Annotated in this window: 23 protein-coding genes; 5 read left to right on the top strand and 18 right to left on the bottom strand. The window is 33.2% G+C overall.

Annotated elements, in window-relative coordinates:
• Positions 1 to 3 precede the first annotated feature (3 nt).
• Both RM538_RS10415 and greA read right to left on the bottom strand, forming a co-directional pair.
• Positions 4 to 393 carry an HIT family protein gene (locus RM538_RS10415; protein ID WP_311333371.1) on the bottom strand — a complete coding sequence of 130 codons (390 nt, stop codon included), beginning with the start codon at positions 391 to 393 and terminating at the stop codon, positions 4 to 6.
• Positions 394 to 870: a transcription elongation factor GreA gene (gene greA, locus RM538_RS10420; protein ID WP_311333372.1), complete on the bottom strand. Its 477-nt coding sequence runs from the start codon at positions 868 to 870 to the stop codon at positions 394 to 396.
• A 139-nt stretch (positions 871 to 1,009) separates the two neighbouring features.
• Between greA and RM538_RS10425 the strand changes: the two genes are divergently transcribed.
• Complete coding sequence (locus RM538_RS10425) at positions 1,010 to 1,444, top strand: hypothetical protein (protein ID WP_311333373.1); 435 nt, start codon at positions 1,010 to 1,012, stop codon at positions 1,442 to 1,444.
• On the opposite strand, the gene RM538_RS10430 is transcribed toward RM538_RS10425, so the two are convergent.
• Positions 1,441 to 3,654, bottom strand: coding sequence for a TonB-dependent receptor (locus RM538_RS10430; RefSeq protein WP_311333374.1), 2,214 nt, complete (start codon positions 3,652 to 3,654; stop codon positions 1,441 to 1,443). The genes RM538_RS10425 and RM538_RS10430 overlap by 4 nt on opposite strands.
• 316 nt (positions 3,655 to 3,970) lie before the next feature.
• Here RM538_RS10430 and RM538_RS10435 point away from each other — a divergent pair, with 316 nt between their 5' ends.
• Positions 3,971 to 6,415: an ATP-binding protein gene (locus RM538_RS10435; RefSeq protein WP_311333375.1), complete on the top strand. Its 2,445-nt coding sequence runs from the start codon at positions 3,971 to 3,973 to the stop codon at positions 6,413 to 6,415.
• Here the strand turns inward: RM538_RS10435 and RM538_RS10440 are convergent.
• The 9 genes from RM538_RS10440 to RM538_RS10480 all read right to left on the bottom strand — a co-directional run bounded on the left by RM538_RS10440 (position 6,404) and on the right by RM538_RS10480 (position 13,224).
• Positions 6,404 to 7,750: a sigma-54-dependent transcriptional regulator gene (locus tag RM538_RS10440; RefSeq protein WP_311333376.1), complete on the bottom strand. Its 1,347-nt coding sequence runs from the start codon at positions 7,748 to 7,750 to the stop codon at positions 6,404 to 6,406. The two genes, RM538_RS10435 and RM538_RS10440, sit on opposite strands and share 12 nt — an antisense overlap.
• A gap of 138 nt (positions 7,751 to 7,888) precedes the next feature.
• Entirely contained in the window at positions 7,889 to 8,257 is a 369-nt protein-coding gene (locus RM538_RS10445) for a hypothetical protein (RefSeq protein ID WP_311333377.1), read from the bottom strand.
• A gap of 196 nt (positions 8,258 to 8,453) precedes the next feature.
• Entirely contained in the window at positions 8,454 to 8,858 is a 405-nt protein-coding gene (gene arfB, locus RM538_RS10450; RefSeq protein WP_311333378.1) for an alternative ribosome rescue aminoacyl-tRNA hydrolase ArfB, read from the bottom strand.
• Complete coding sequence (locus RM538_RS10455) at positions 8,858 to 10,387, bottom strand: DUF4301 family protein (RefSeq protein ID WP_311333379.1); 1,530 nt, start codon at positions 10,385 to 10,387, stop codon at positions 8,858 to 8,860. Before RM538_RS10455 ends, arfB begins: the two co-directional genes overlap by 1 nt.
• Positions 10,387 to 10,953 carry an AAA family ATPase gene (locus RM538_RS10460; RefSeq protein WP_311333380.1) on the bottom strand — a complete coding sequence of 189 codons (567 nt, stop codon included), beginning with the start codon at positions 10,951 to 10,953 and terminating at the stop codon, positions 10,387 to 10,389. The genes RM538_RS10455 and RM538_RS10460 overlap by 1 nt, the downstream gene beginning before the upstream one ends.
• A complete protein-coding gene (gene pnuC, locus RM538_RS10465; RefSeq protein ID WP_311333381.1) occupies positions 10,914 to 11,546 on the bottom strand; it encodes a nicotinamide riboside transporter PnuC in 633 nt (210 codons plus the stop codon). The genes RM538_RS10460 and pnuC overlap by 40 nt, the downstream gene beginning before the upstream one ends.
• On the bottom strand, positions 11,530 to 11,790 hold the full coding sequence (locus RM538_RS10470; RefSeq protein WP_311333382.1) for a thiamine-binding protein: 261 nt from the start codon (positions 11,788 to 11,790) through the stop codon (positions 11,530 to 11,532). The genes pnuC and RM538_RS10470 overlap by 17 nt, the downstream gene beginning before the upstream one ends.
• Positions 11,791 to 11,880: 90 nt before the next feature.
• Positions 11,881 to 12,582 carry a phosphoglycerol geranylgeranyltransferase gene (locus RM538_RS10475; protein ID WP_311333383.1) on the bottom strand — a complete coding sequence of 234 codons (702 nt, stop codon included), beginning with the start codon at positions 12,580 to 12,582 and terminating at the stop codon, positions 11,881 to 11,883.
• A gap of 6 nt (positions 12,583 to 12,588) precedes the next feature.
• The gene (locus RM538_RS10480; RefSeq protein ID WP_311333384.1) at positions 12,589 to 13,224 is read right to left on the bottom strand and encodes a 4'-phosphopantetheinyl transferase superfamily protein; all 636 of its coding nucleotides are present in this window, start codon (positions 13,222 to 13,224) and stop codon (positions 12,589 to 12,591) included.
• A gap of 121 nt (positions 13,225 to 13,345) precedes the next feature.
• Here RM538_RS10480 and ahcY point away from each other — a divergent pair, with 121 nt between their 5' ends.
• A complete protein-coding gene (gene ahcY / locus RM538_RS10485; RefSeq protein WP_311333385.1) occupies positions 13,346 to 14,662 on the top strand; it encodes an adenosylhomocysteinase in 1,317 nt (438 codons plus the stop codon).
• A gap of 53 nt (positions 14,663 to 14,715) precedes the next feature.
• Here ahcY and RM538_RS10490 read toward each other — a convergent pair whose 3' ends face one another.
• From RM538_RS10490 to RM538_RS10515, 6 genes are all read right to left on the bottom strand, one after another.
• Complete coding sequence (locus RM538_RS10490) at positions 14,716 to 14,919, bottom strand: hypothetical protein (RefSeq protein WP_311333386.1); 204 nt, start codon at positions 14,917 to 14,919, stop codon at positions 14,716 to 14,718.
• Complete coding sequence (locus tag RM538_RS10495) at positions 14,888 to 15,256, bottom strand: hypothetical protein (RefSeq protein ID WP_311333387.1); 369 nt, start codon at positions 15,254 to 15,256, stop codon at positions 14,888 to 14,890. The genes RM538_RS10490 and RM538_RS10495 overlap by 32 nt, the downstream gene beginning before the upstream one ends.
• A 93-nt stretch (positions 15,257 to 15,349) precedes the next feature.
• The gene (locus tag RM538_RS10500) at positions 15,350 to 15,934 is read right to left on the bottom strand and encodes a DUF3332 domain-containing protein (RefSeq protein WP_311333388.1); all 585 of its coding nucleotides are present in this window, start codon (positions 15,932 to 15,934) and stop codon (positions 15,350 to 15,352) included.
• Between the two features lie 134 nt (positions 15,935 to 16,068).
• Complete coding sequence (gene rpmA / locus RM538_RS10505) at positions 16,069 to 16,332, bottom strand: 50S ribosomal protein L27 (RefSeq protein ID WP_311333389.1); 264 nt, start codon at positions 16,330 to 16,332, stop codon at positions 16,069 to 16,071.
• A 41-nt stretch (positions 16,333 to 16,373) separates the two neighbouring features.
• The gene (gene rplU, locus RM538_RS10510) at positions 16,374 to 17,075 is read right to left on the bottom strand and encodes a 50S ribosomal protein L21 (RefSeq protein WP_311333390.1); all 702 of its coding nucleotides are present in this window, start codon (positions 17,073 to 17,075) and stop codon (positions 16,374 to 16,376) included.
• Positions 17,076 to 17,190: 115 nt separating this feature from the next.
• Positions 17,191 to 17,634 carry a DUF4199 domain-containing protein gene (locus RM538_RS10515; RefSeq protein WP_311333391.1) on the bottom strand — a complete coding sequence of 148 codons (444 nt, stop codon included), beginning with the start codon at positions 17,632 to 17,634 and terminating at the stop codon, positions 17,191 to 17,193.
• A gap of 202 nt (positions 17,635 to 17,836) precedes the next feature.
• Between RM538_RS10515 and RM538_RS10520 the strand changes: the two genes are divergently transcribed.
• Positions 17,837 to 19,153 (top strand): M16 family metallopeptidase, encoded by a 1,317-nt coding sequence (locus RM538_RS10520; protein WP_311333392.1) that lies wholly within the window; start codon positions 17,837 to 17,839, stop codon positions 19,151 to 19,153.
• Positions 19,154 to 19,176: 23 nt separating this feature from the next.
• Positions 19,177 to 21,243, top strand: coding sequence for a M16 family metallopeptidase (locus tag RM538_RS10525; RefSeq protein WP_311333393.1), 2,067 nt, complete (start codon positions 19,177 to 19,179; stop codon positions 21,241 to 21,243).
• Position 21,244: the final 1 nt, after the last annotated feature.

Below are 21,244 nucleotides of genomic sequence, written 5' to 3' on the forward strand. Positions count from 1 at the left end.
ATATTATAGATTTTTAGCAATTGAACTTGCTAAGGCTTTGAACTCTTCCTCACTAAGAGTAACTTTATGAGAAAAAGTAGCATCTTTCATTTCATTTAAAGGAATTAAATGCACATGCACGTGTGGTACTTCTAGCCCAATAACAGACATCCCAATACGCTTACAGCTAACAGTTTTTTCTAACGCTAAAGCAACCTTACGGGAAAATTTCATTAATTCTTGATAAGTATCTTCGTCTAAATCAAAAATTTTATCAACTTCTTTTTTAGGCACACAAAGTGTGTGCCCCTTTGCGTTTGGGTTTATATCTAAAAAGGCTATAAAATCTTTGTCCTCTGCTACCTTGTAGCATGGTATTTCTCCATTTATAATCTTTGTAAATATTGAAGCCATTTATTCTCTAGTGATTTCTAGTACATCAAATTTCATTACCCCATTAGGGACTTGTATTTCTGCAGTTTCTCCTACTTTTTTTCCTAACAATCCTTTTCCTATAGGTGAATCTACAGATATTTTACCTGTTTTTAAGTCGGCTTCACTTTGTGCTACCAATTTATAGACCATCTCCATTCCATTAGTTTGGTTTTTTATTTTTACAGTAGAATGTACTAGAACTTTTGAGGTGTCTAGCTGCGACTCATCAATAACACGAGCATTAGCTAAAACCTCTTCCATTTTAGAAATACGCATCTCTAGCATACCCTGAGCTTCTTTAGCAGCATCGTACTCTGCATTTTCACTTAAATCTCCTTTATCCCTAGCTTCGGCAATAGCCTGTGATGCCTTAGGGCGTTCTATGTCTTTTAATTGATTTAACTCGTCTCTTAACTTTTTTAAACCTTCCGCAGTATAATAAGATACTTTACTCATAACTTCATCGTTTTTAATCTACAACCCCTTCAGTTTAGGGAATTAAAAAATCCCATGCACGACGGGATTGTAAATACAAATATACAAAAAATTAGTTTTTGGGTATTTGTTGTATTTTTGAAATTATATAAAATTGTAAATGAAACGTCTCTTACTTTTATCCTTATTACTAGTTATTTTTTCAAGTTGTTCTAACAATGATGATGTGCGAAATGATAACCCAAACCTTATTGACCCTCTTGTGGATTTAACATTAAACTTAAGTTTGCCGCAATATCAATCTTTAAACTTCCCTGGGGGAAGTGTTTTAATAAATAGTCAGGGCATAAAAGGCATTGTTGTCTATAATGTAAACAATGACTTGTACACCGCTTTTGAGTTAAGTGATCCTAACCACACGCCTTCTTCTTGTTCTAGAATGGAAGTAGAAGCTCCTATCGCTACATGCCCTTGTTCTAGTGATGACAATGAGTACAACATTATCACAGGAGAACATCAAACAGATCCTACGTTATTTCCTATGCAACAATATAGAATTACCAGAACAAACGATGTGATTAGGATTACTAATTAAAATCGTACCGTAGCCCCTAATAGAAAATTAGTTGTAGCTTGTGGATAAAATCCAGCTCCTTCTACCGTTGTAATAACTCCTGGTTCGCTGAAGTCATCATCAAACGTAAAGAAAAACCCATTAGACACATACTCCACATTAAAGATGTTATTTACGAGTGCCGATAGGTAAATAGACTTTACAAAAGGCACGCCCTTAATTTCATAAACTACATTTACATCGTTAATAAAATAGCTGTCTAATCTAGATAATTCGCTATCTATATTCCCAAGAAACTGCTCTCCCACAAATTTTGATAATAAAGAAACTTCTAGGTTTTGCATAGGCCTATACGAAAATGCATTACCTGCCACAATTTCTGGAGAATAGGATAGGTTTGTATTACCTAAGTTTACCAACTCTCCATCTCTTTGAAAGATAAAATCTACATTTTTATTACTACTTAGTGCAAGGTTGGGTTGTACACTAATTTTTTCTGAAATAGATACAACCGCATCTACTTCTAGCCCTAATCTATAGCTCTTACCACTTGTAGCACGAATTGGAGCACCAACATCATCTATAGCTCCTGTTAAGACTAGTTGATTTCTATAATCCATATAGAAAGCATTGGTATTTATCATTAGTTTTTCTGAAGCATATCGCCAACCTAACTCAAAGTCATCTAAGCGTTCTGCAGTAAACAGGCCTTCTTCAAAATCACTTCTTCTTGGCTCTCTATTGGCTCTTCCGTAGGATGCATAAAACTGGTTTTTAGCATCTAGCTGAAAAGACGCACCAGCCTTTGGGTTAAAAAAGGAGTAACTCTGGTTTACTTCAAAAACTTCTCTATCACTATTTAACCCCGTTGTTTCATGGTTTACAAATCGTCCTTGTAAATCTCCATAAACACTCCATTTGTTATCAATTCTCCAAGTGGCCTTACTAAATACTGTAAATTCGGTTTTAACACCATTACTATCATAATAGCGATCTTTATACCCGTATCCTGTAGGGAATTCAGACCATAATATTTCACCAAAATGATCTCCATCGTAATAACTATAAAAAGCGCCTGCAGTAACATCTACAGTATTATTCTTGTAATTTACGGTTCCGTTTACTGCATAAAAGTCATTGTCTAACCAACGTCTTCTTATATAATCTGTACTAGTAATTTCTTCTCCATTAACTGTTACTGGATCTGCCCCTAAAAACTCAAAAGAGGAGTCTCCACTAAATAAAATATTCGAATAATAAAAATCATCTACATATTGTTCAAAATACCCTCTTCCATATGTATAATTTAGAGACAAGTTAGTGCTCCAATTATTATTATATTTCTGGTTCCAGAGTAATTGATAATGATCTTGGGCATAGTTATCAACTTCATTATCGTAAAACCCTTCGAAATTTCCTTCATCGTCAAAAATCTGTCCAACAGAATTAAATGTTCTGTCATTTTCTAAAGTTTCAGCATCAATTCCGTAATATGCTTGATAGGTTTCTTCTCTACCTCCAAATGCAATTGCTTTTATAAGTGTGTTCCTATCTGTATAGGCTGCATGTAAAAAGTATGATTTTAAATCTGAAGAAGCCCTGTCAATATATCCATCACTTTGTATAGTTGACAAGCGACCAGCAATTTCAATTTTTTCGTTAAGTAATCCTGTAGAGAATTTAAGGTTGTTTCTAGTAGTATTGTAAGACCCTATAGAGCTAGAAATTTCTCCATAGGCTTGTTCGGAAATACCATCTGTTAAAATATTTAAACTAGCACCAAAGGCTCCAGAACCATTTGTAGAAGTTCCAACCCCACGTTGTAATTGTAAACTTTCTACAGATGAAGTAAAATCTGGAAGGTTCACAAAAAAAGTTCCTTGGCTTTCGGCATCATTAAAAGGGATTCCATTAAGGGTCACGTTTATTCTAGATCCATCACTTCCTCGTACTCTTAAATAAGTATACCCTACTCCTGCTCCAGCATCACTTGTAGTTACTACAGAAGGCAAGTAATTAAGCATATATGGAATGTCTTGCGCTAGATTTCTTTTTTTTAATTCTTCTTTTTCTAAGTTAGAATGTGTAATTGGTGAGTCTGCTTTTACTCTAACCGATTTGATAAAAACTTCTTCAAGAGCCTCTACTTTGGTAGAATCTTTAGGCTTTTCTTGAGCCTTGGCAACTAGGAAGCTTCCTACTAAAGTTGCCATAAAAAATAATCGTTTCATCCGTAAAAAATGTTTACGAATAAAAGGGGTATTATTCTTGGTTTATAATTAATAAAAATGGTGTCTGCTCGAGTACAATCGAATTAAAGAATTTATCGATTATAAATACATCTCGAATGCACTCGGTGTGACGTTATTTCCTAAACAGCATTACCTGTTCTAGGTTCTATGGGTATAATCTCAGCCAAATAATTTTAAATCTATCTAGCACCCCTTTGAGATGTTTGACAAAGGTAGAATAAACATCTTAACTAACCCTAAATAATTTATAAAAACCTTAATAAAGCCCCGCTTAAATTGTATTTAAATTTGACAAATGGCAAGCATAAAGAATAAATTTACCTTTAAAATTGTTTTAAGCTACTTAGTATTAGGAGCTGTAGCAGTTTTGGTTTCCTACTTTTTATATTCTGAGTACAAAAAAGCAACAAACCTTTCCCCACAAATTACCGAAGACAAAAAGTTTATTGAAACAGGAACACTTATAAATCAAGTATTTGAAACCGATGGTTTTTCAAGATTGGCACTCCTAACACAAACCGAAAAAGATTACAAAAAATATCAAGACAAAACAGATTCACTATTTAAAAAAATTGAAGAAATAAAAGAGCTCATAACTAGTCAAAACCAACTACAACAACTCGATAGCGTTACAATACTCTTAGAAAGAAAAAGAGAAAATATAGATCAACTTCGCTTTTTAAAATTAACAACCAACAAGGATACCTCCTTAGACGACATTTTAGAGCAAATGAGTACCCTAGAAAACTCAATGGGGAAATTCACACTTGGGAATACCACAAATAATCCTGAAAGTCTTAATGAGGAAGAAAGAAAAGTATGGAGTAAATGGGTAGATTACTTTAATACAACAAAATTTACAGACACTAGCACAGTTAAGGTCACTACAGTAGATTCTATGCTAGCAGCCTCTAGATATATTGTTGCAGAGGCCAAAAAAGAAAACTCCCGAACTAGAAAATCTCTACAACAAAAAGAGAACGAATTAATAAAAAACGACTTAATCCTTTCACAAAAACTACGAAGTATTATTGCAACTTTTGATGCAGAAGTTGTTAAAAATAACACCTTACTTACAGAGAATAGGGATGCCTCAGTTCAAAAAACAAGAGACATTTTAAAAATAGCAGGAGCTATTTCTCTAATACTAGCGCTTGTTTTTTCCTATTTTATTCTAACGGATTTCTTTAAGATAGAACGCCTTAAAAAATCTCTTGAATTAAGTAAAAAATATGCTGAAAATCTTCTTAAAAGTAGAGAGCAATTAATAGCAACTGTTAGTCATGATCTTAAGACTCCATTACAAACTATAACTGGATATACAGAATTACTTGACAATACTTCTAACTCTCTTAAACAGAAACAATATATCTCACAAATACACTCAGGCACGAGTTATATTACAAAACTCGTAGACGATTTGCTAGATTTTTCTAAACTAGATGCTGGGAAACTAGTAATTGAAAAAGCTCCTTTTTCGTTAAGTAATTTAATAAGACAAGTTAGTGAGGCTATTGCAGAAATTAACCATCACAAAAATGTAGAATTGATTTTAGAAATCGATCAAGAAATTGAATCACTAGTTTTTAAAAGTGACCCATTAAGGATTCAACAAATAGTAAACAATCTAATAGGTAATGCATTTAAGTTTACTAAAAAGGGAAGTGTAACAGTAAAGGTCACATCAAAAAAACTACTTGATAACATCTTTGAGGTTGTAATTATTGTAAAAGATACAGGAGTTGGCATTGCTCCAGATAAACAAGATGTTATCTTCCGAGAATTTACACAGGCAAATGATGATGATTCTAGTAATTTTGGAGGGTATGGCCTGGGTCTTACAATATCAAAAAAACTAACTTCACTACTCAACGGCTCATTAACCGTAACTAGTGAGCTAGAAAAAGGGAGTAGTTTTAAGCTATCACTTCCTCTTGAGGTTACTTCTAGTCCTGTTAAAATTAAAGAGTCTAATAACACTTCTCAAGTAGTTTCAAAAAAACTTACTGTTGTTATACTTGACGACGACCCAACTATTATTGCATTACTTAAAGATGTTTTTACTCAACTCGGAATTTCAACACATGCTTTTACATCCTATAAAGAGCTTAGTAATTATAAAAATCTAGTTTTCGATTTTATTTTAACAGATATACAAATGCCTACTGTAGATGGGTTTATGTTCTTGGAAAAACTAAAGCTTGGAAGTATAGAAACTTTTAACCAACAACCAGTTATAGCAATGACTGGCAGTAAAGAGCATGATAAAGCTTATTACAAAAAGAAAGGCTTTTCTGCTATGCTTCCTAAGCCCTTTAGTAAGCAACAACTAATTAGTGTAATAATTAAATTATTTCCAGACATAGAATTTGCTCAAGATACTTCAATTCAGTCTAAAAAAAAGAGTGGTGAATTATATAACCTATCACTATTAAAATTATTTATTGAAGAAAAAAGTAAGTTGGATGAAATACTACATGTGTTTATTGAGCAAACTAGAAAAGACAATAAAACTCTTGCAGTTCTTGTAAAGAATAAAGACTATGGTGCAATTAATAAAATTGCACATAGGATGCTTACAATGTTTAGACAGATTCAAGCGGAAGAAGCAATTGTGTCTTTGGAATATTTAGAAAAAATTGATGAAGCAGCCGAGGCAAACCTAGAGAATTATTACATTAATTTACAGCAAAAAATTGATGCTTTAGAATCTCAAATTAAAACAGACTTAGGAATCTAGTTTATATTTTTCCATTTTATTGTAAAGTGTTTTTCTAGTGATGTTGAGCAGCTTTGCAGCCTTAGATTTATTATACCCTGTTTCCTTAAGTGCAGCCAAAATAGACTCTTTTTCACTTGTTTGAATATTAAAGTTTTTTATTTCTTTATTTTCATTAAATGAGCTCACCTCTCTAGGGATAACATCAATAGGAACTTGCTCACCTTGGGTTAACAAAACAGAGCGTTTAATTACATTTTTTAATTCTCGTAAATTTCCTGGCCAATTATAGTTTTTAAAAGCTTCTGAAACCTCTGGCGAAAGACCAAGAATATTTTTTTTTAAAGAAGAATTGGCTTGTTCTAAAAAGAATTCTATAAATAAGTGAAGGTCTTCTTTACGTTCATTTAATGAAGGTATTTGTAATGAAAATTCATTAAGCCTATGATATAGATCTTCTCTAAAGGTGCCTTCGTTAACAGCTTTGGTAAGATCCTCGTTTGTCGCTGAAATAAGTCGAACATCAACTTCAATTTCTGTATTACTCCCAACTGGCTTAATTCTTCTTTCTTGTAATGCCCTTAATAGTTGTACTTGATTCTCGTAAGAGAGGTTTCCTACTTCATCTAGAAACAAAGTTCCCCTGTGAGCTGCTTCAAAATGTCCCTTTTTATCGTTTATTGCTCCTGTAAAGCTTCCTTTTACGTGTCCAAAAAACTCACTCGACGCAATTTCTTTAGGAATCGCGCCACAGTCTACCGCTATAAAAGCTTCTTCTTTCCTATCGCTAAAGTCATGTATTGTTTTTGCAACTACTTCTTTACCTGTTCCACTTTCGCCTTGTACAAGAACACTCATAGTTGTAGGTCCTACAAGTTGTATGTATTGGTGGTTTTTCTTTGCAGCTTCACTAGAGCCTGTAATATAATTTGTTGAGCTTGTTTTTTTTAAGGGTGAATTGTTTTTCTTACTGGTTGTTACTTTTTTGTTGGATTTTTCCTTTAATACTTGGTTAATAACCATTAACAACTCTTCTGGCCGAAATGGTTTTGAGATATAATCTAAAGCTCCTTTTTTTATAGCCTCAACTGCCATAGTTACTTCTGCATATCCAGTCATTAAAACAACTGCTATACTAGGGTATTTATCCTTTACAAATTTTAAAATATCCATTCCTGAACCATCAGGTAATTTAATATCTGTAATAATTAGAGCTGGGGAGGTAGAATTAATTATTTTTTCAGCACCAGTCTTTGTAGAAGAAACTGAGACAAAGAGACCTTTTCGCTCCAGAAAAGTTTTAAGCATGTTTCCGAACGCAATATCATCTTCAATTATTAAAATATCATTACTCATAAGCCTTTGTCAAATTTCAAAAATAAAGCCTTGACAAAGAAGATGCCTTTAAAGTTTTCATAAAAAAAAGCGTCTTATTATAAGACGCTCTTTCTTGAATCTAGTAAAAAACTTATTGCAATTACTGCTTCTTCAATGTTATGATTGGCTTTTTGTCTTTAACCACTCACCTTTTGCATTTGCATAAACAGTTTTCTTAGCTTTTTTTCCATCTGCTTGTGTACTTAAAACTAGTTTGTACTGTTTTTGCTCGTTTACAAACGCTTGATTAATTTCTGCTCCTTCAAAATCTTTTGAAACGGCAGTTACAACTGCATCTGGTAACTCAGAAATTTTAATTTCTTTAAATGCTGCAATGCCTTTTGCTTGAGCTATCATTTTTGCTTCTTCATCTGCTTGTTGTTCAACTTTTGGAGTTTCTTGTGTTTCTGGAGTAGTTTTCTCTTGTGCGTTAACTGCTACTACGGTCCCAAATGCGAATACTGTTGCTAAAACTAACTTTTTCATAATGTTTACTTTTTTAGATTATTTATTATTTCTGTTCTAGCTAAAGAAAAAGTAATGCCAGTTAGAATATTTTTAGTGATGTTTATGTAAGTCCATGACATACAACAACTTATTGTATTAAAAATAAAAAAAGCTAAACTACAAAAGTGTATAAAACGCGTATAAACTGTGTATTTTTTATACAAAAAAGTGTGTACTAATCTATTTTAGGTGGTTTTCTATTCGCCTTTTTAAGTGCAGTATTCTTTTTTTGCTTGAGTCGCTTTTCAATAGCACTTTTAGTGGGTTTTGTTTTCTTTCTCTTTTTTGGAACAATTATATTTTTCTTAAGTAAGTCAAGTAGTCGTTTTATAACTGTTGTTTTATTTCTATGTTGACTTCGGGAAGTTCCACATTGTAGAACAATGTTCCCTTCCTGTGTAATCTTAGAAGCTAATTTTTCTTGTAGTCTTTGTTTTTCGGTTTCTGAAAGCCCTTCAGAATTTAATAAATTAAAAGTAACCTCAACTTTAGAGGCAGTCTTATTTACATGTTGACCTCCTGCACCACTACTAAGAATGGCCTTAAAAGAAAGTTCATTTAAAATAATGGATTCTTGCATTAGGCATCAGGTCTATGAGCCTTGTTAAGCAAATCGTTAACCGTTTTAACAGGGTTAAAGGTTTCTTGAGGTACTTCAACAAAAACAGTATTCCAGTTATACATAGCCCCGTTCCACAACCCAGGTCTTTCTAAAGCTTTAATGGTTTTACCATCGTAAGATTTTGAGGCAATAAAACCTAAATCTTGATTGGCAAATTTCTCTAGGTCATACTTTTTTCCTTTATAGTTTCTTGTAGAACAAACAATATCTACTGGGTTAAAATGTGTTGCTTCGTTTAGTAACTTAATTTGCTCAGCTTTTTTCTTATCTATTTGAGACATTTCTACGATTTGAATAGACACATGTCCATATTCATTTTTAACCCAAAAAGGCCCTCCACCAGGTGCACCGGTGTTTTTTACAACTCCACAAACACGTATTGGTCTATCTAATAAGTAGAGCATTTGGTGTTTGTCTGCTGGGACATCCTTACAATTAAGTTCGTTCCAGAAAAAAGACTTTAATTCTTTATATAAATCTTCTGTAATAGTTTCTTCTTGTAGTTTTCTTATATAATCGAACACTTTTGCTTGTAGAAAAAGCAATTTACCCGCAAGTAGTCTTTTGTAAAACGCTAATTCTTCTACGTATGGTTCAATAACCACATTGTCAATATTTTTTATAAAAATCACATCGGCATCTACATCATTAAGATTATCTAATAATGCACCATGTCCCGAAGGTCTAAAGACCAGTTCACCATTAACATCTCTAAAAGGAGTATCATCCTTTTTTACCGCAAGTGTATCTGTTTCCTTTTTTTGAAAAGAATAAGAAATATGAAATTCTTTTTTTGTTTTAAAAGTGACTCTTTTTTTTATTGCTTCAAACTCTTCTTTAAAAAACGGAACGTGTTTTTCTGCAAATGTAAAATGAAGGTATACATCACTAGAAGCTGAAGCATAAAAAGCAGACTCGTACAACTGCTCTTCAAAGGCTGTTGTTGCATACTTTTTATATTTATGAAAAGGGATTAGCCCTTTTGGGTAATCATCGTATCCCAAACCTTCTTTCTCAAGCATTGCTTTTGCTATACAAATATTACGCTCTCCTTTGTTAGAGGTTTTATAGTCTGGATATTGTTCTCTAATAGTTTTTCTTACTGAATTTACAAATGGGAAAAGTTTAAAATTATTGAAGAATGTTTCAACCTCTTGTTTTCGATACTTCTTTATATATTTTTTAAAGCTATCCTCTTCCGGATTAAAAGATTGTAAAAACTCGTGTAAAAATTTAAACATTCGTGTTGCTGCACCAGAAGCAGGCACAAATTTTACAATGTCTAATGCTTGTTTTTTTTCGTCGTAAAGAGATACCAGCCTATGCTGTACTTCTTCAGGAATTACCTCAATACCATTTCCTACTGAGGCTGCTGTAACAATATCTACAGGAGGAATCCCTCTTCTAAAGGTTTCTAACTGTTTTATAATATCATCTACGGAAAGACCGTGTTTTTTTATTTGAGTGAGGTCAGTATTTGTTAGCATTATTTGGGATGTAGCAGCTTTTCTACTTTAGTAATTGCTGTTTGTAATCTATTTTTTTTTGTACCAGTTAGTAATTGATACGGTAACTTGTTTTGTATTAATTCCTTTTCAAAAATACTAAATAGAGTTGACCTATCATTAGGTCTATCTCTTAAATCATCTTTTACCCATGGCACATCAATATCTGTTAAGAAATAGAAATCATACCTGTTTGTTAAGGCTGCATTTTTTATTGCTTCTGGACAAAATCCATTATAATAATATTCGCTATATACCTTTAACTCTAGCAAATTAGTGTCACAAAAGAGTACTTTTTTTTCTTGAATTGAAGCTTTATTCTCTGCTTCTATTTGTCCTTTTGCGATAGGCAACAAGTCATCTATTTCACAAACTTTTTTACTTGTATCCCATTTTTCTTGAAGATACTCGCGCATATACTCTGGCACCCATGAGGAATTAAAATGCATGGATAATTCCCTAGCTAGTGTAGTTTTTCCAGTAGATTCTGGCCCAAACAATACTATCTTTATGCAATCGCTGGGTTGTTGTTTAAGTATTTTTTCCATGCGTAATATCCTGCAATTGAAATTCCAATAAACACTAGATATAATATACTGCTCAAAGTATACCCTTTGTAAAAATACAAAGGAACACTTATTATGTTTCCTGCCAAGAGATATAACCAATTTTCAATTTTTCGCTTAGCAAGTAACCACATTCCAACAAAAAACAAGCCTGTTGTTAACGTATCTACATATGCAGTCCAAGAAGTCCATTTATCGAATGCCTCATAAATAATATAGATAAATAGCAGTGCTCCTAGGAAAATAAAGAGTGTTGTTTTGTGCTCTTTTTTTGTGGTAGTTGTAATAGGTGTGTAAGTATCTGGAGTAACTTTTCTTGTCCAAATGTACCAACCATAAATACTCATTATAAAATAATACGCTTGTATAACCATATCACCAAGCAATTCCCATTGCCAGAGCAAATACACAAATATTGCCGTACTAATAATACCTGTAGGATATACCCAAACACTATTTTTCCAAGAGCACAATGCAGATACTAGTCCAAAAAAAACACCTATGGCCTCAAGCACTATTTGGTGTGTTTCATATCCTTTATACTGCCCAAAAAGAAACTCAAAAATGGGGCTCATAGTCGCTTCTGTCTGATTTTACAATTTTAATATATAGTAATCCTCTTTCCACCGCATCTAAGGCAATTTTCATTTCTTGGGTTAAAACTTTCATCACAGCATCATAGTCTCCATAAACCTGTGTACTAAGTGGATTTTCTAAAACTGTTAATCCAGAAGCGCGCAAATTTTTAATGAAGTTAATGATGGCAGGTTCAAAATTGTCTTGTAAAGGTGTCAAGGTAAGTTCTACAGAGATATTCATAATACTTCCTGCAAAGACAGTAATCTTTTTTAGTTATACTTTGTTTGAAATTTCAAAAATACAGTTTTGGTATTTAGAATTTGTTTATTGTTATTTACTTTCTAGTAGTTCTTCTTCAAACACCGTTCCCATAACTACCATATCTGCCCCAGCAATATAGGCAGCTTCTTTTCGCTCATTTGTTCTAATCCCTCCTCCAACAATAAGTGGTAGAGTAATCTCTTTTTTTACAGCTTCAATAATGCTAGTATTTACAGGAATTTTCGCACCACTTCCTGCCTCAAGATAGATAAGTTTTGCGCCAAGGTATTCTCCCGCCAATGCAGTATTTACAATTGCTTCAATATTGTCTTGTGGCATGGGTTGCGTTTGACTTACTCTGGCAACTGCACTCTCATTATCTCCATCTATTAAAATATATCCTGTTGGGATAACTTCGAGTGTTGATTCTTTTAGCATCCTCACAGCTTTCACTTGTTGTCCAATAAGGTATTCTGGATTTCTACCAGAGAGTAATGATAAAAACAATATGGCATCTGCCGTGTTTGTAATTTGCTCATAATTGCCTGGAAATAAAAAAACGGGAAGATTGGTTTCCTTTTTTAAAGCCTTTACAGTTACTTCCGTTTTATTATTAGCTACTGTACTTCCTCCTACAAAAATGTGGGTAGTTTGTACTGGGATTCTAGAAAGAAAATGACTTACATTTTCTTCGTAAAACTTATCTGGATCTATTAAAATTGCTAGTAGTTTTTTTTCTGAAGTAACTATGGATTCGTAAAAACTTATCATGCTATTTTATTTTTCAGAAATAAGCGCGTAACAGCATGTAAAACCTTCAAACTCTAAAAACCATACATTATAATCCTGCTCCTTTTCTTTAAAAGAAACATTCGCTATACTTTCCATAGTTTCTAGTCTAAAGTCTTCAACATATATATGCTGTAAAAAACTTAAGCCAGGCATAGCAAAACTCTTGTATAAACTTTCTTTTGCACCCCATACCATTGTTAATTTTCGCATTACTGCATCATCATTGGCAAGGGTTCTATATTCTTCAATTGGAGTGAATTTATGTGCTATTTTTAAAATTTTAGGTCGTTGTTTTTCAATATCCACTCCAACTTCTTTATTACTAATAATTATTGCCGAGAAAATATACGAATGTGTAATGCTAATACACTTTCCGTCTTTTAAGTGTGGCTTCCCATTTTCATCATAGTACAAGTCAAAATCGGTGTAATTCTCTTCAGCAAGTAAATGGCGAACACTCATAAAACCTCTTCGGTGTAAATCGCTTTTCATTCCTTGTACACGTGTATTGCAATTTGACGTTAGCTCAATACCTGTTGAGAGTTCTTCAAAAGATTCTTCTATCTTCCAAATGAGAACTTTAGTGTGGTTATTTACTGTTATTGTTTTGTAAAGAGGCATTATAAATTAGTGAATATTACGTACTTTTGCAGTCTGAAAATAAGGGACTTCCCTTTTCAAGATTAAAAGTAAATAATAATTAATGAGTTTCCCACTAGTTGGGAGATTAAAATACAATTTTATGTCCGCAGAAACGACAACATACGTACCGTACAAAGTAAAAGATATATCCCTAGCAGATTGGGGTCGTAAGGAAATTGAACTTGCCGAAGCAGAAATGCCTGGATTAATGTCTTTACGTGAAGAATACAAAGATGAGCAACCACTAAAAGGAGCTCGTATAGCAGGGTGTTTACACATGACAATACAAACTGCAGTACTTATTGAAACTTTAATTGCTCTTGGTGCAGAGGTAACGTGGAGTTCATGTAATATCTTTTCTACACAGGATCAAGCTGCCGCTGCAATTGCTGCTGCTGGAATCCCAGTATATGCTTGGAAAGGTATGAATGAAGAAGAATTTGACTGGTGTATAGAACAAACTTTATTTTTTGGGGAAGACCGTAAACCACTTAATATGATTCTTGATGATGGAGGAGACTTAACTAATATGGTGTTTGACAAGTACCCAGAATTAGCTAAAGGAATTAAAGGCCTATCAGAAGAAACAACAACTGGAGTACACCGTTTATATGACCGTATGAAAAACGGAACACTAGTAATGCCTGCAATTAATGTAAATGATAGTGTTACTAAATCTAAGTTTGATAACAAATACGGATGTCGTGAGAGTGCTGTAGATGCAATACGTCGTGCTACAGATGTTATGCTAGCAGGAAAACGTGTGGTTGTTTGTGGTTATGGTGATGTTGGAAAAGGAACTGCAGCCTCGTTTAGAGGAGCTGGTTCTATAGTTACTGTAACAGAGATAGATCCTATTTGTGCCTTACAAGCTGCAATGGATGGTTTTGAAGTAAAAAAGCTTGAAAATGTATTACACAAAGCAGATGTTGTAATTACTACTACTGGAAACAAAGACATTGTAACAGGTGAGCACTTTAAGGCAATGAAAGATAAAACCATAGTGTGCAACATTGGTCATTTTGATAATGAAATCGCTGTAGCTTGGTTAAATGATAATTATGGTGATACCAAAGTTGAGATTAAACCTCAAGTAGATAAATATACTATTGATGGTAATGATATTATTTTATTAGCTGAAGGTCGCCTAGTAAATCTTGGTTGTGCAACTGGACACCCTAGCTTTGTAATGAGTAACTCATTTACAAACCAAACCCTTGCACAGATTGAACTTTGGAACCATAGTGATAAGTATGAAAATAAAGTATATATGCTACCAAAGCATCTTGATGAAAAAGTAGCTCGTTTACATTTAGAAAAAATAGGTGTAGAGCTTACCGAACTTAAAGAGTATCAAGCAGAATATATTGGTGTTGAAGTACAAGGGCCATTTAAGCCTGAGTATTATAGATACTAATAGAATTTAAAATTTTGAAATTTTTATAACCCTTACAGCAATGTGAGGGTTTTTTATTTCGCTTTCAAATAGACCTCAATATATTCTTGTGTAGTTAAATACTCATAACGCATAGCTTTAAAATACTTTTCAATAACAACATGGTTTTTATAATTTGGATTTAAAGCATCAACTAGTTTACTATCTCTAGCTGTAAGTACAATATACCAAGTCCCTTTTCTATATTCATGAGCATCTTCTAGTACAGGAAACTCCATTTTTTTCTAAACCAGCATCAATAACCATAGGTATTAAGTTAATAGTCTTTGTTTGTTTTTCTGCTTCATAAAATGTTAGGAAATACTTCTCTTCTCCAATAGTTACAGGAACATCTCCTTCTATATCATCATAATCTACTTGAAACTTTGCATTTACGTATTTATAAAACTCATTCGCCCTTTTTGGATCTTCAAAAATATAGGTGTATTGATTAGGTAGTTGTCTTTTAAACTTTTTGCCTTTCATTACTTTGCCATCTTTTAAATCTGGCGCTATTGCTAAAGGGATACAAGAGAAAGTAAACAAAAAACAAATGGATAGTAAGAAATAACGCATAGTTTTTTTAAAAGACTAGCTTCAAAAATAATGCCGATAAAAAAACCCCCTCAATTCAAAAAAATGAGGGGTTTTAAAATGTTTATAAAAGTTCTAGTTTCCTACTACCGTAAGTTCACTTTTAGTATAGTTAAATACATTTTGTTCTATAGTAGCAAGTCCTTCTTCTCTAGGAGTATTAGGGTTAAGTTTAAAATTTTCACCATTAGGCAAGTGATACACTATTAAACCATCTTTTATTGAAGACAATTTTATTAACTCTCCATCTTGTTTAACAGCATTCCACGATTTTTCTGAAGGCTTGTAAACCAAATCTACACGTTCTCCTTTTCGTTCTCCATCAAGTATTACGATTTCAAAACGATTTTTTGAAGCAGTCATTTCCATTTTTGTGCCTTCGTGAACCACAATTTGAGTTTCAAATTCACCGTCTTTCATAGCTATTGGGTTACTTCCACTCCAAAATTCAATAACATTAAAAATAATAACGTCACCTAGGAAGAATAATCCATAAACCGGAATAATGTTTAATCCCCAAAACACAAGGTTATTTACAAACTTGCTATCACTTAAATCTTGATTCCAATCTTTAAGATTATTAAAAGCACTAAAAGAGCCTAAGCAGCTTGAACATAATAAAGAGAGGGATAGTGTACTACAAATAATTAGTTTTTTCATTGTGAAATAGTTTTAGTTAATAACTATGAAGTTACAAAATATAGTTAGCAAAATGGGGCTCTGTTGCTTAAAAACAAAAAACCTCAACTGTTTCCAGTTGAGGTTTTAATATTATATAACTGTATTACAAATGCTTACGCTTCTCCGTGCGGTACAATAGAAACATAAGATTTGTTATCTTTCTTTTTAGTAAACTTTACAACTCCATCTACTTTTGCGTGTAATGTGTGGTCTTTTCCTCCATACACATTTTCACCTGGATGGTGTGTGTTACCTCTTTGTCTAACGATGATATTTCCAGCAACAGCTTCTTGACCACCAAAAATCTTAACACCAAGGCGTTTCGATTCTGATTCTCTACCGTTTTTTGAACTACCAACTCCTTTTTTATGAGCCATGTTATTTTAGGTTTATAAGGTTAAACTTTAGTGAAAAGCAATTACGCTCTACCACCATCTAATTTGTCTTGTAATTCTTTAAGCTCATCCCACTTACCATCTGCAGCTAATTTTGCTTGTTGTGGCCAAGTGTCTGTTACTAAATGAGCTAATCTTGAACTTGCTTCTGTTAAAATTTCAGAAAGCTTTTCAGGTTTTGACTTTGCTACTTTTGCAAAAGTATCTATTCCTGCGTTAACCATTGCTTCCATTGCCTTTGGCCCAACACCTTCAATCTTTTTAAGATCATCTGCTTTTCCAGTTGCCTTTTTAGCAGGAGCTTTAGGAGCAGCTTTTTTAGCTGGTGCAGCTTTCTCTGCTTTTGCAGCAGGTTTTGCTTTTTCAGCTTTTGCTGGTGCAGCTTTTTTAGCAGGAGCGGCTTTCTTTGCTCCAGAGCTTACAATACTTTCTATAATAATTTCAGAAAGAGCTTGTCTGTGACCATTTTTTACACGGTATCCTTTTCTTCTCTTTTTCTTGAAAACTATTACTTTATCACCTTTAAGGTGTTTAACGACTTTTGCTCCAACTTGAGCGCCGTTTATAGCCGGGGCGCCAACAGTTACTTTGTCACCGTCGCCAATAAGAAGTACATTGTCAAAAGAGACCTTTTTTCCTTCTTCTGTAGCTAAACGATTTACAAAGACTTTTTGGTCTTTTGCAACTTTAAATTGCTGCCCTGCTATCTCTACAATTGCGTACATAGCGTAACGTTTAATATTAGTTAATTTAAAAATAAAACCCGCTTCATTTTAAAGCGGGTGCAAATATAATTTTAAAAACCGAATTTACAAAGTCTTTATTGCCTAAATATGAGCGCTATTGCTTCTGATTTGTGTTCCATGATTCTTTCAGCAATTGCATAAATGATAAAGTTAATACTAAAGAGGTGGAGATTCCCATAATTGCTAGGGTTATTAGCATTATAAGCGATCCTTTATTATAATCTAGTCCATAAGAATCTAATATAGCTCCAGAGAACTCTTTGTCAATCATATATACATAAACAGCCATAAATGCTGTGAAAATTATAGTTGCAAATACTCCTGTGAAAAACCCTACTTGAAACCCGTTTTGATATTTAAATTCAGATTGATTTGATTTAAAGTTTTTCATAGCCATCAAAATTCCAAAACCAAAAATAACAGCATTTACAGCACTAAATACTGGATATTGATGCAGTCCTATTAGTTTTGAAATTAAAAAATATGCAATAAGTACGATGCTTATTATAACTCCGTAGCGTATAATTACTTTGTTCATTGTTGTTTCTTGTTGGTTACACCACAATTTACGAAATCACAGAAATAGTTATTCCAAAAATATTGTTAAGCTTTAAAATTAGCAGGTTAGCTTTGCAAACCAGCGTTAAATGTGGTATTTTAAATTTTTCAGGAAAAAGTTAATAAATAAAGTAACATATTACATCACAATGCTACTAACACTCAAAACAAAAGTTATTAATATGAAAAAAACATTTCTCAGCATATTACTAATATGCATAACCATCCTAGGCATTAATGCCCAGAAAGTAGAATTTGAAGAATACACGCTTGATAATGGTCTCCACGTAATACTACATCAAGACAATACTGTACCCGTTGTTGTTACCTCTGTAATGTATCATGTAGGCGCAAAAAATGAAGCCCCAGGAAGATCTGGATTTGCTCACTTTTTTGAACACCTTTTATTTGAAGGCACTAAGAATATTGAGCGTGGTAAGTGGTTTGAAATGGTAAGTTCAAACGGAGGAAGCAATAATGCCAATACAACAGATGATAGAACTTATTATTACGAAATATTTCCTTCTAACAACCTAGAGTTAGGTTTATGGATGGAAAGTGAGCGTATGCTACACCCTATAATTAACCAAATAGGAGTAGACACTCAAAACGAAGTTGTAAAAGAAGAAAAAAGACTTCGTGTTGATAATCAACCCTACGGAAATATACTTAAAGCCATTAAGGAGAACATGTTTAAAGTACATCCTTATAAATGGACAACAATTGGTGAGATGGAAGATTTAGATGCTGCTACCCTTGAGGAGTTTAGAGCATTTAATGAAAAATTTTATGTTCCTAACAATGCTACTTTAGTTGTCGCTGGAGACATCAACAAAGCAGACACTAAAAAGATGATCAAGGATTATTTTGCAGCAATTCCAAGAGGTGCAGATGTACCAGAAATAGATATCAAGGAACCTGCTTTAACAAGTCAAATTGACGCAAAATACTACGACCCAAATATACAGATTCCCGCATTGATTCATGCATATAGAACACCTGCAATGACAGAACGTGATGCGTATGTATTAGATATGATTTCTTCAATTTTAAGTGAAGGAAAAAGTTCTAGACTATATAAAAAATTAGTAGACGAACAAAAACAAGCATTACAAGTTCAGGCAATAAATCTTAAGCAAGAAGATTACGGCACTTACGCTGTTTTTGGACTTCCTTTAAACAATACTTCATTAGAAACATTAACTGAAGAAATTGACGAAGAGATTGTAAAAATACAAACCGAATTAATTTCAGAAAGAGAATTTGAAAAACTTCAAAATATTTATGAAAACAGATATGTAAATGCTAATTCTACAATTGCAGGTATCGCAAATTCATTAGCAGATTACCACGTTTTCTATGAAGACACAAGTTTAATTAATAAACAAAACGAGATTTATAGATCTATTACCAGAGAGGAAATAAGAGATGTAGCAAAGAAATATCTAAATCCTAACCAGAGAGTACGATTAGAATATTTACCAGAAAGTACTAAGTAATAGAAAAATTTAAAAATAGTAAGATGAAAAAATATATAACATTTTTAATTGCAACCTTTGTATTTGCAACTACAATAACGGCTCAAATAGACCGAAGCAAACAACCTAAACCAGGGCCCGCACCTACTATAAACTTGACAAAACCACAAAGTTTTACCATGAAAAATGGTTTGCAGGTACTAATAGTTGAAAATGACAAGTTGCCTAGAGTACGTGTTCAACTACTAATGGACAACCCAATGCACGCATCTGGAAACAAGGCAGGTGTCGAAGGTATTTTTGCTTCAATGATGGGTAATGGTACAACATCAATTTCTAAAGATGACTTTAATGAAGAAGTAGATTTTCTTGGAGCGAATGTAAATTTTGGTTCTGAAAGCGCTTTTGCAAGTTCACTTTCAAAGTACTTTCCTAGAGTTCTAGAGTTAATGGCAGATGCTATTAAAAACCCATTATTTACAGAAGAAGAGTTTAAAAAACAAAAGGATTTAGTTTTAGAAGGTCTTAAAAGTCAAGAAAAATCGGTAACTGCTGTTTCCGGGAGAGTAAATACTGCATTAGCTTATGGGAAAAACCACCCAAAAGGGGAGTTTGTTACACAAGAAAAAGTTGAAGCGCTAACTCTTGCAGATGTAAAAAGCTTTTACAGTGATTACTTTTCTCCAAAAAATGGCTATTTAGTTGTTCTTGGTGATGTAGATTATAATGAAACTAAGCGATTATTAGAGAAACATTTAGGAGATTGGAAGATGTCTGCAGTACCAGAATTAACCTACACTACGCCTAAGGATGTACAATACACTCAAGTAAACTTTATAGACATGCCTAATGCTGTACAGTCTGAAGTTACAGTACAAAATCTAGTAAATTTAAAGATGAGTGACCCAGATTATCATGCTGTTCTATTAGCTAACGATATTCTTGGTGGCGGTGGAGAAGGGCGTTTATTTTTAAACTTAAGAGAAGATAAAGGCTGGACGTACGGTTCGTATTCAAACATTGGAGGAGATAAAGAGGTAACTCGTTTTACTGCTACTGCAAGTGTACGTAATGAGGTAACAGATAGTTCAGTTGTAGAAATTTTAAGAGAGATTAATAATATGGCGGAGCAAAAAATTGATCGTCAAAAATTAATTAACTCAAAAGCAAAGTTTACCGGGAGGTTTATTTTGGCATTAGAAAGACCTGGAACTATCGCAAACTATGCGCTAAATATTAAAACACAGGATCTTCCTGAAGACTTCTACAAAAACTACTTAAAGAAAATTAATGCAGTAACTCCAGAAGACATTAATAGAGTTGCTAAGAAATATTTTAAGTCTGATAATCTAAGAATTGTAATTGTTGGTAAAGGAAGTGAAGTGATTACATCGCTTAAAAACTTAAAGGGGCCTAATGGAAAACCAATTCCTGTATCATATTTCGATAAGTTTGGTGAACCTACAGAGGAGCCTAATTATAACAAGCAAATTGATGCGGGTGTAACAGCACAATCTGTATTGGACAATTACATTAAAGCAATTGGTGGGAAAGACGCACTATTAAATGTAAAATCTATAAAAATGGTTGCTAGTGCAGAAATGCAAGGAATGCAGCTAGGTCTTGAGACAATAACAACAACTAAAAGTCAATCTTCTGTTGTAGTTTCTATGGGTGGAAATCCAATGCAAAAAGTAATTTTTGACGGGAAAAAAGGATATATGGTGGCACAAGGACAACGCATTGAATATACAGATGAGCAAAACGAAGCTGCTTTGATGCAAGCAAAACCTTTCCCAGAACTTACTGCAGAAGGTGCAACATTAAAAGGAATTGAGAATATAGACGGTAAAGATGCATATGCTGTTTCCTTAGGAGGCGATAGTGTTAACTATTACGACAAAAGCACTGGTCTAAAAGTAAGAACAGATGCTGTACAAAAAGCAAATGGACAAGAAGTAAAAACCACTACAAATTTTGCAGATTACAAAGAAGTTAATGGCATAAAAATGCCTCACATTATTTCACAATCTTTTGGACCTCAAGAATTAAAGTTTGTTATTAGTAAGATTATTATAAATGAAGGTGTCTCTGATGCCGATTTTGAATAAT

Origin of the sequence: Patiriisocius hiemis, from assembly GCF_031846325.1 — a bacterium.
Lineage (GTDB): Bacteria > Bacteroidota > Bacteroidia > Flavobacteriales > Flavobacteriaceae > Patiriisocius_A > Patiriisocius_A hiemis.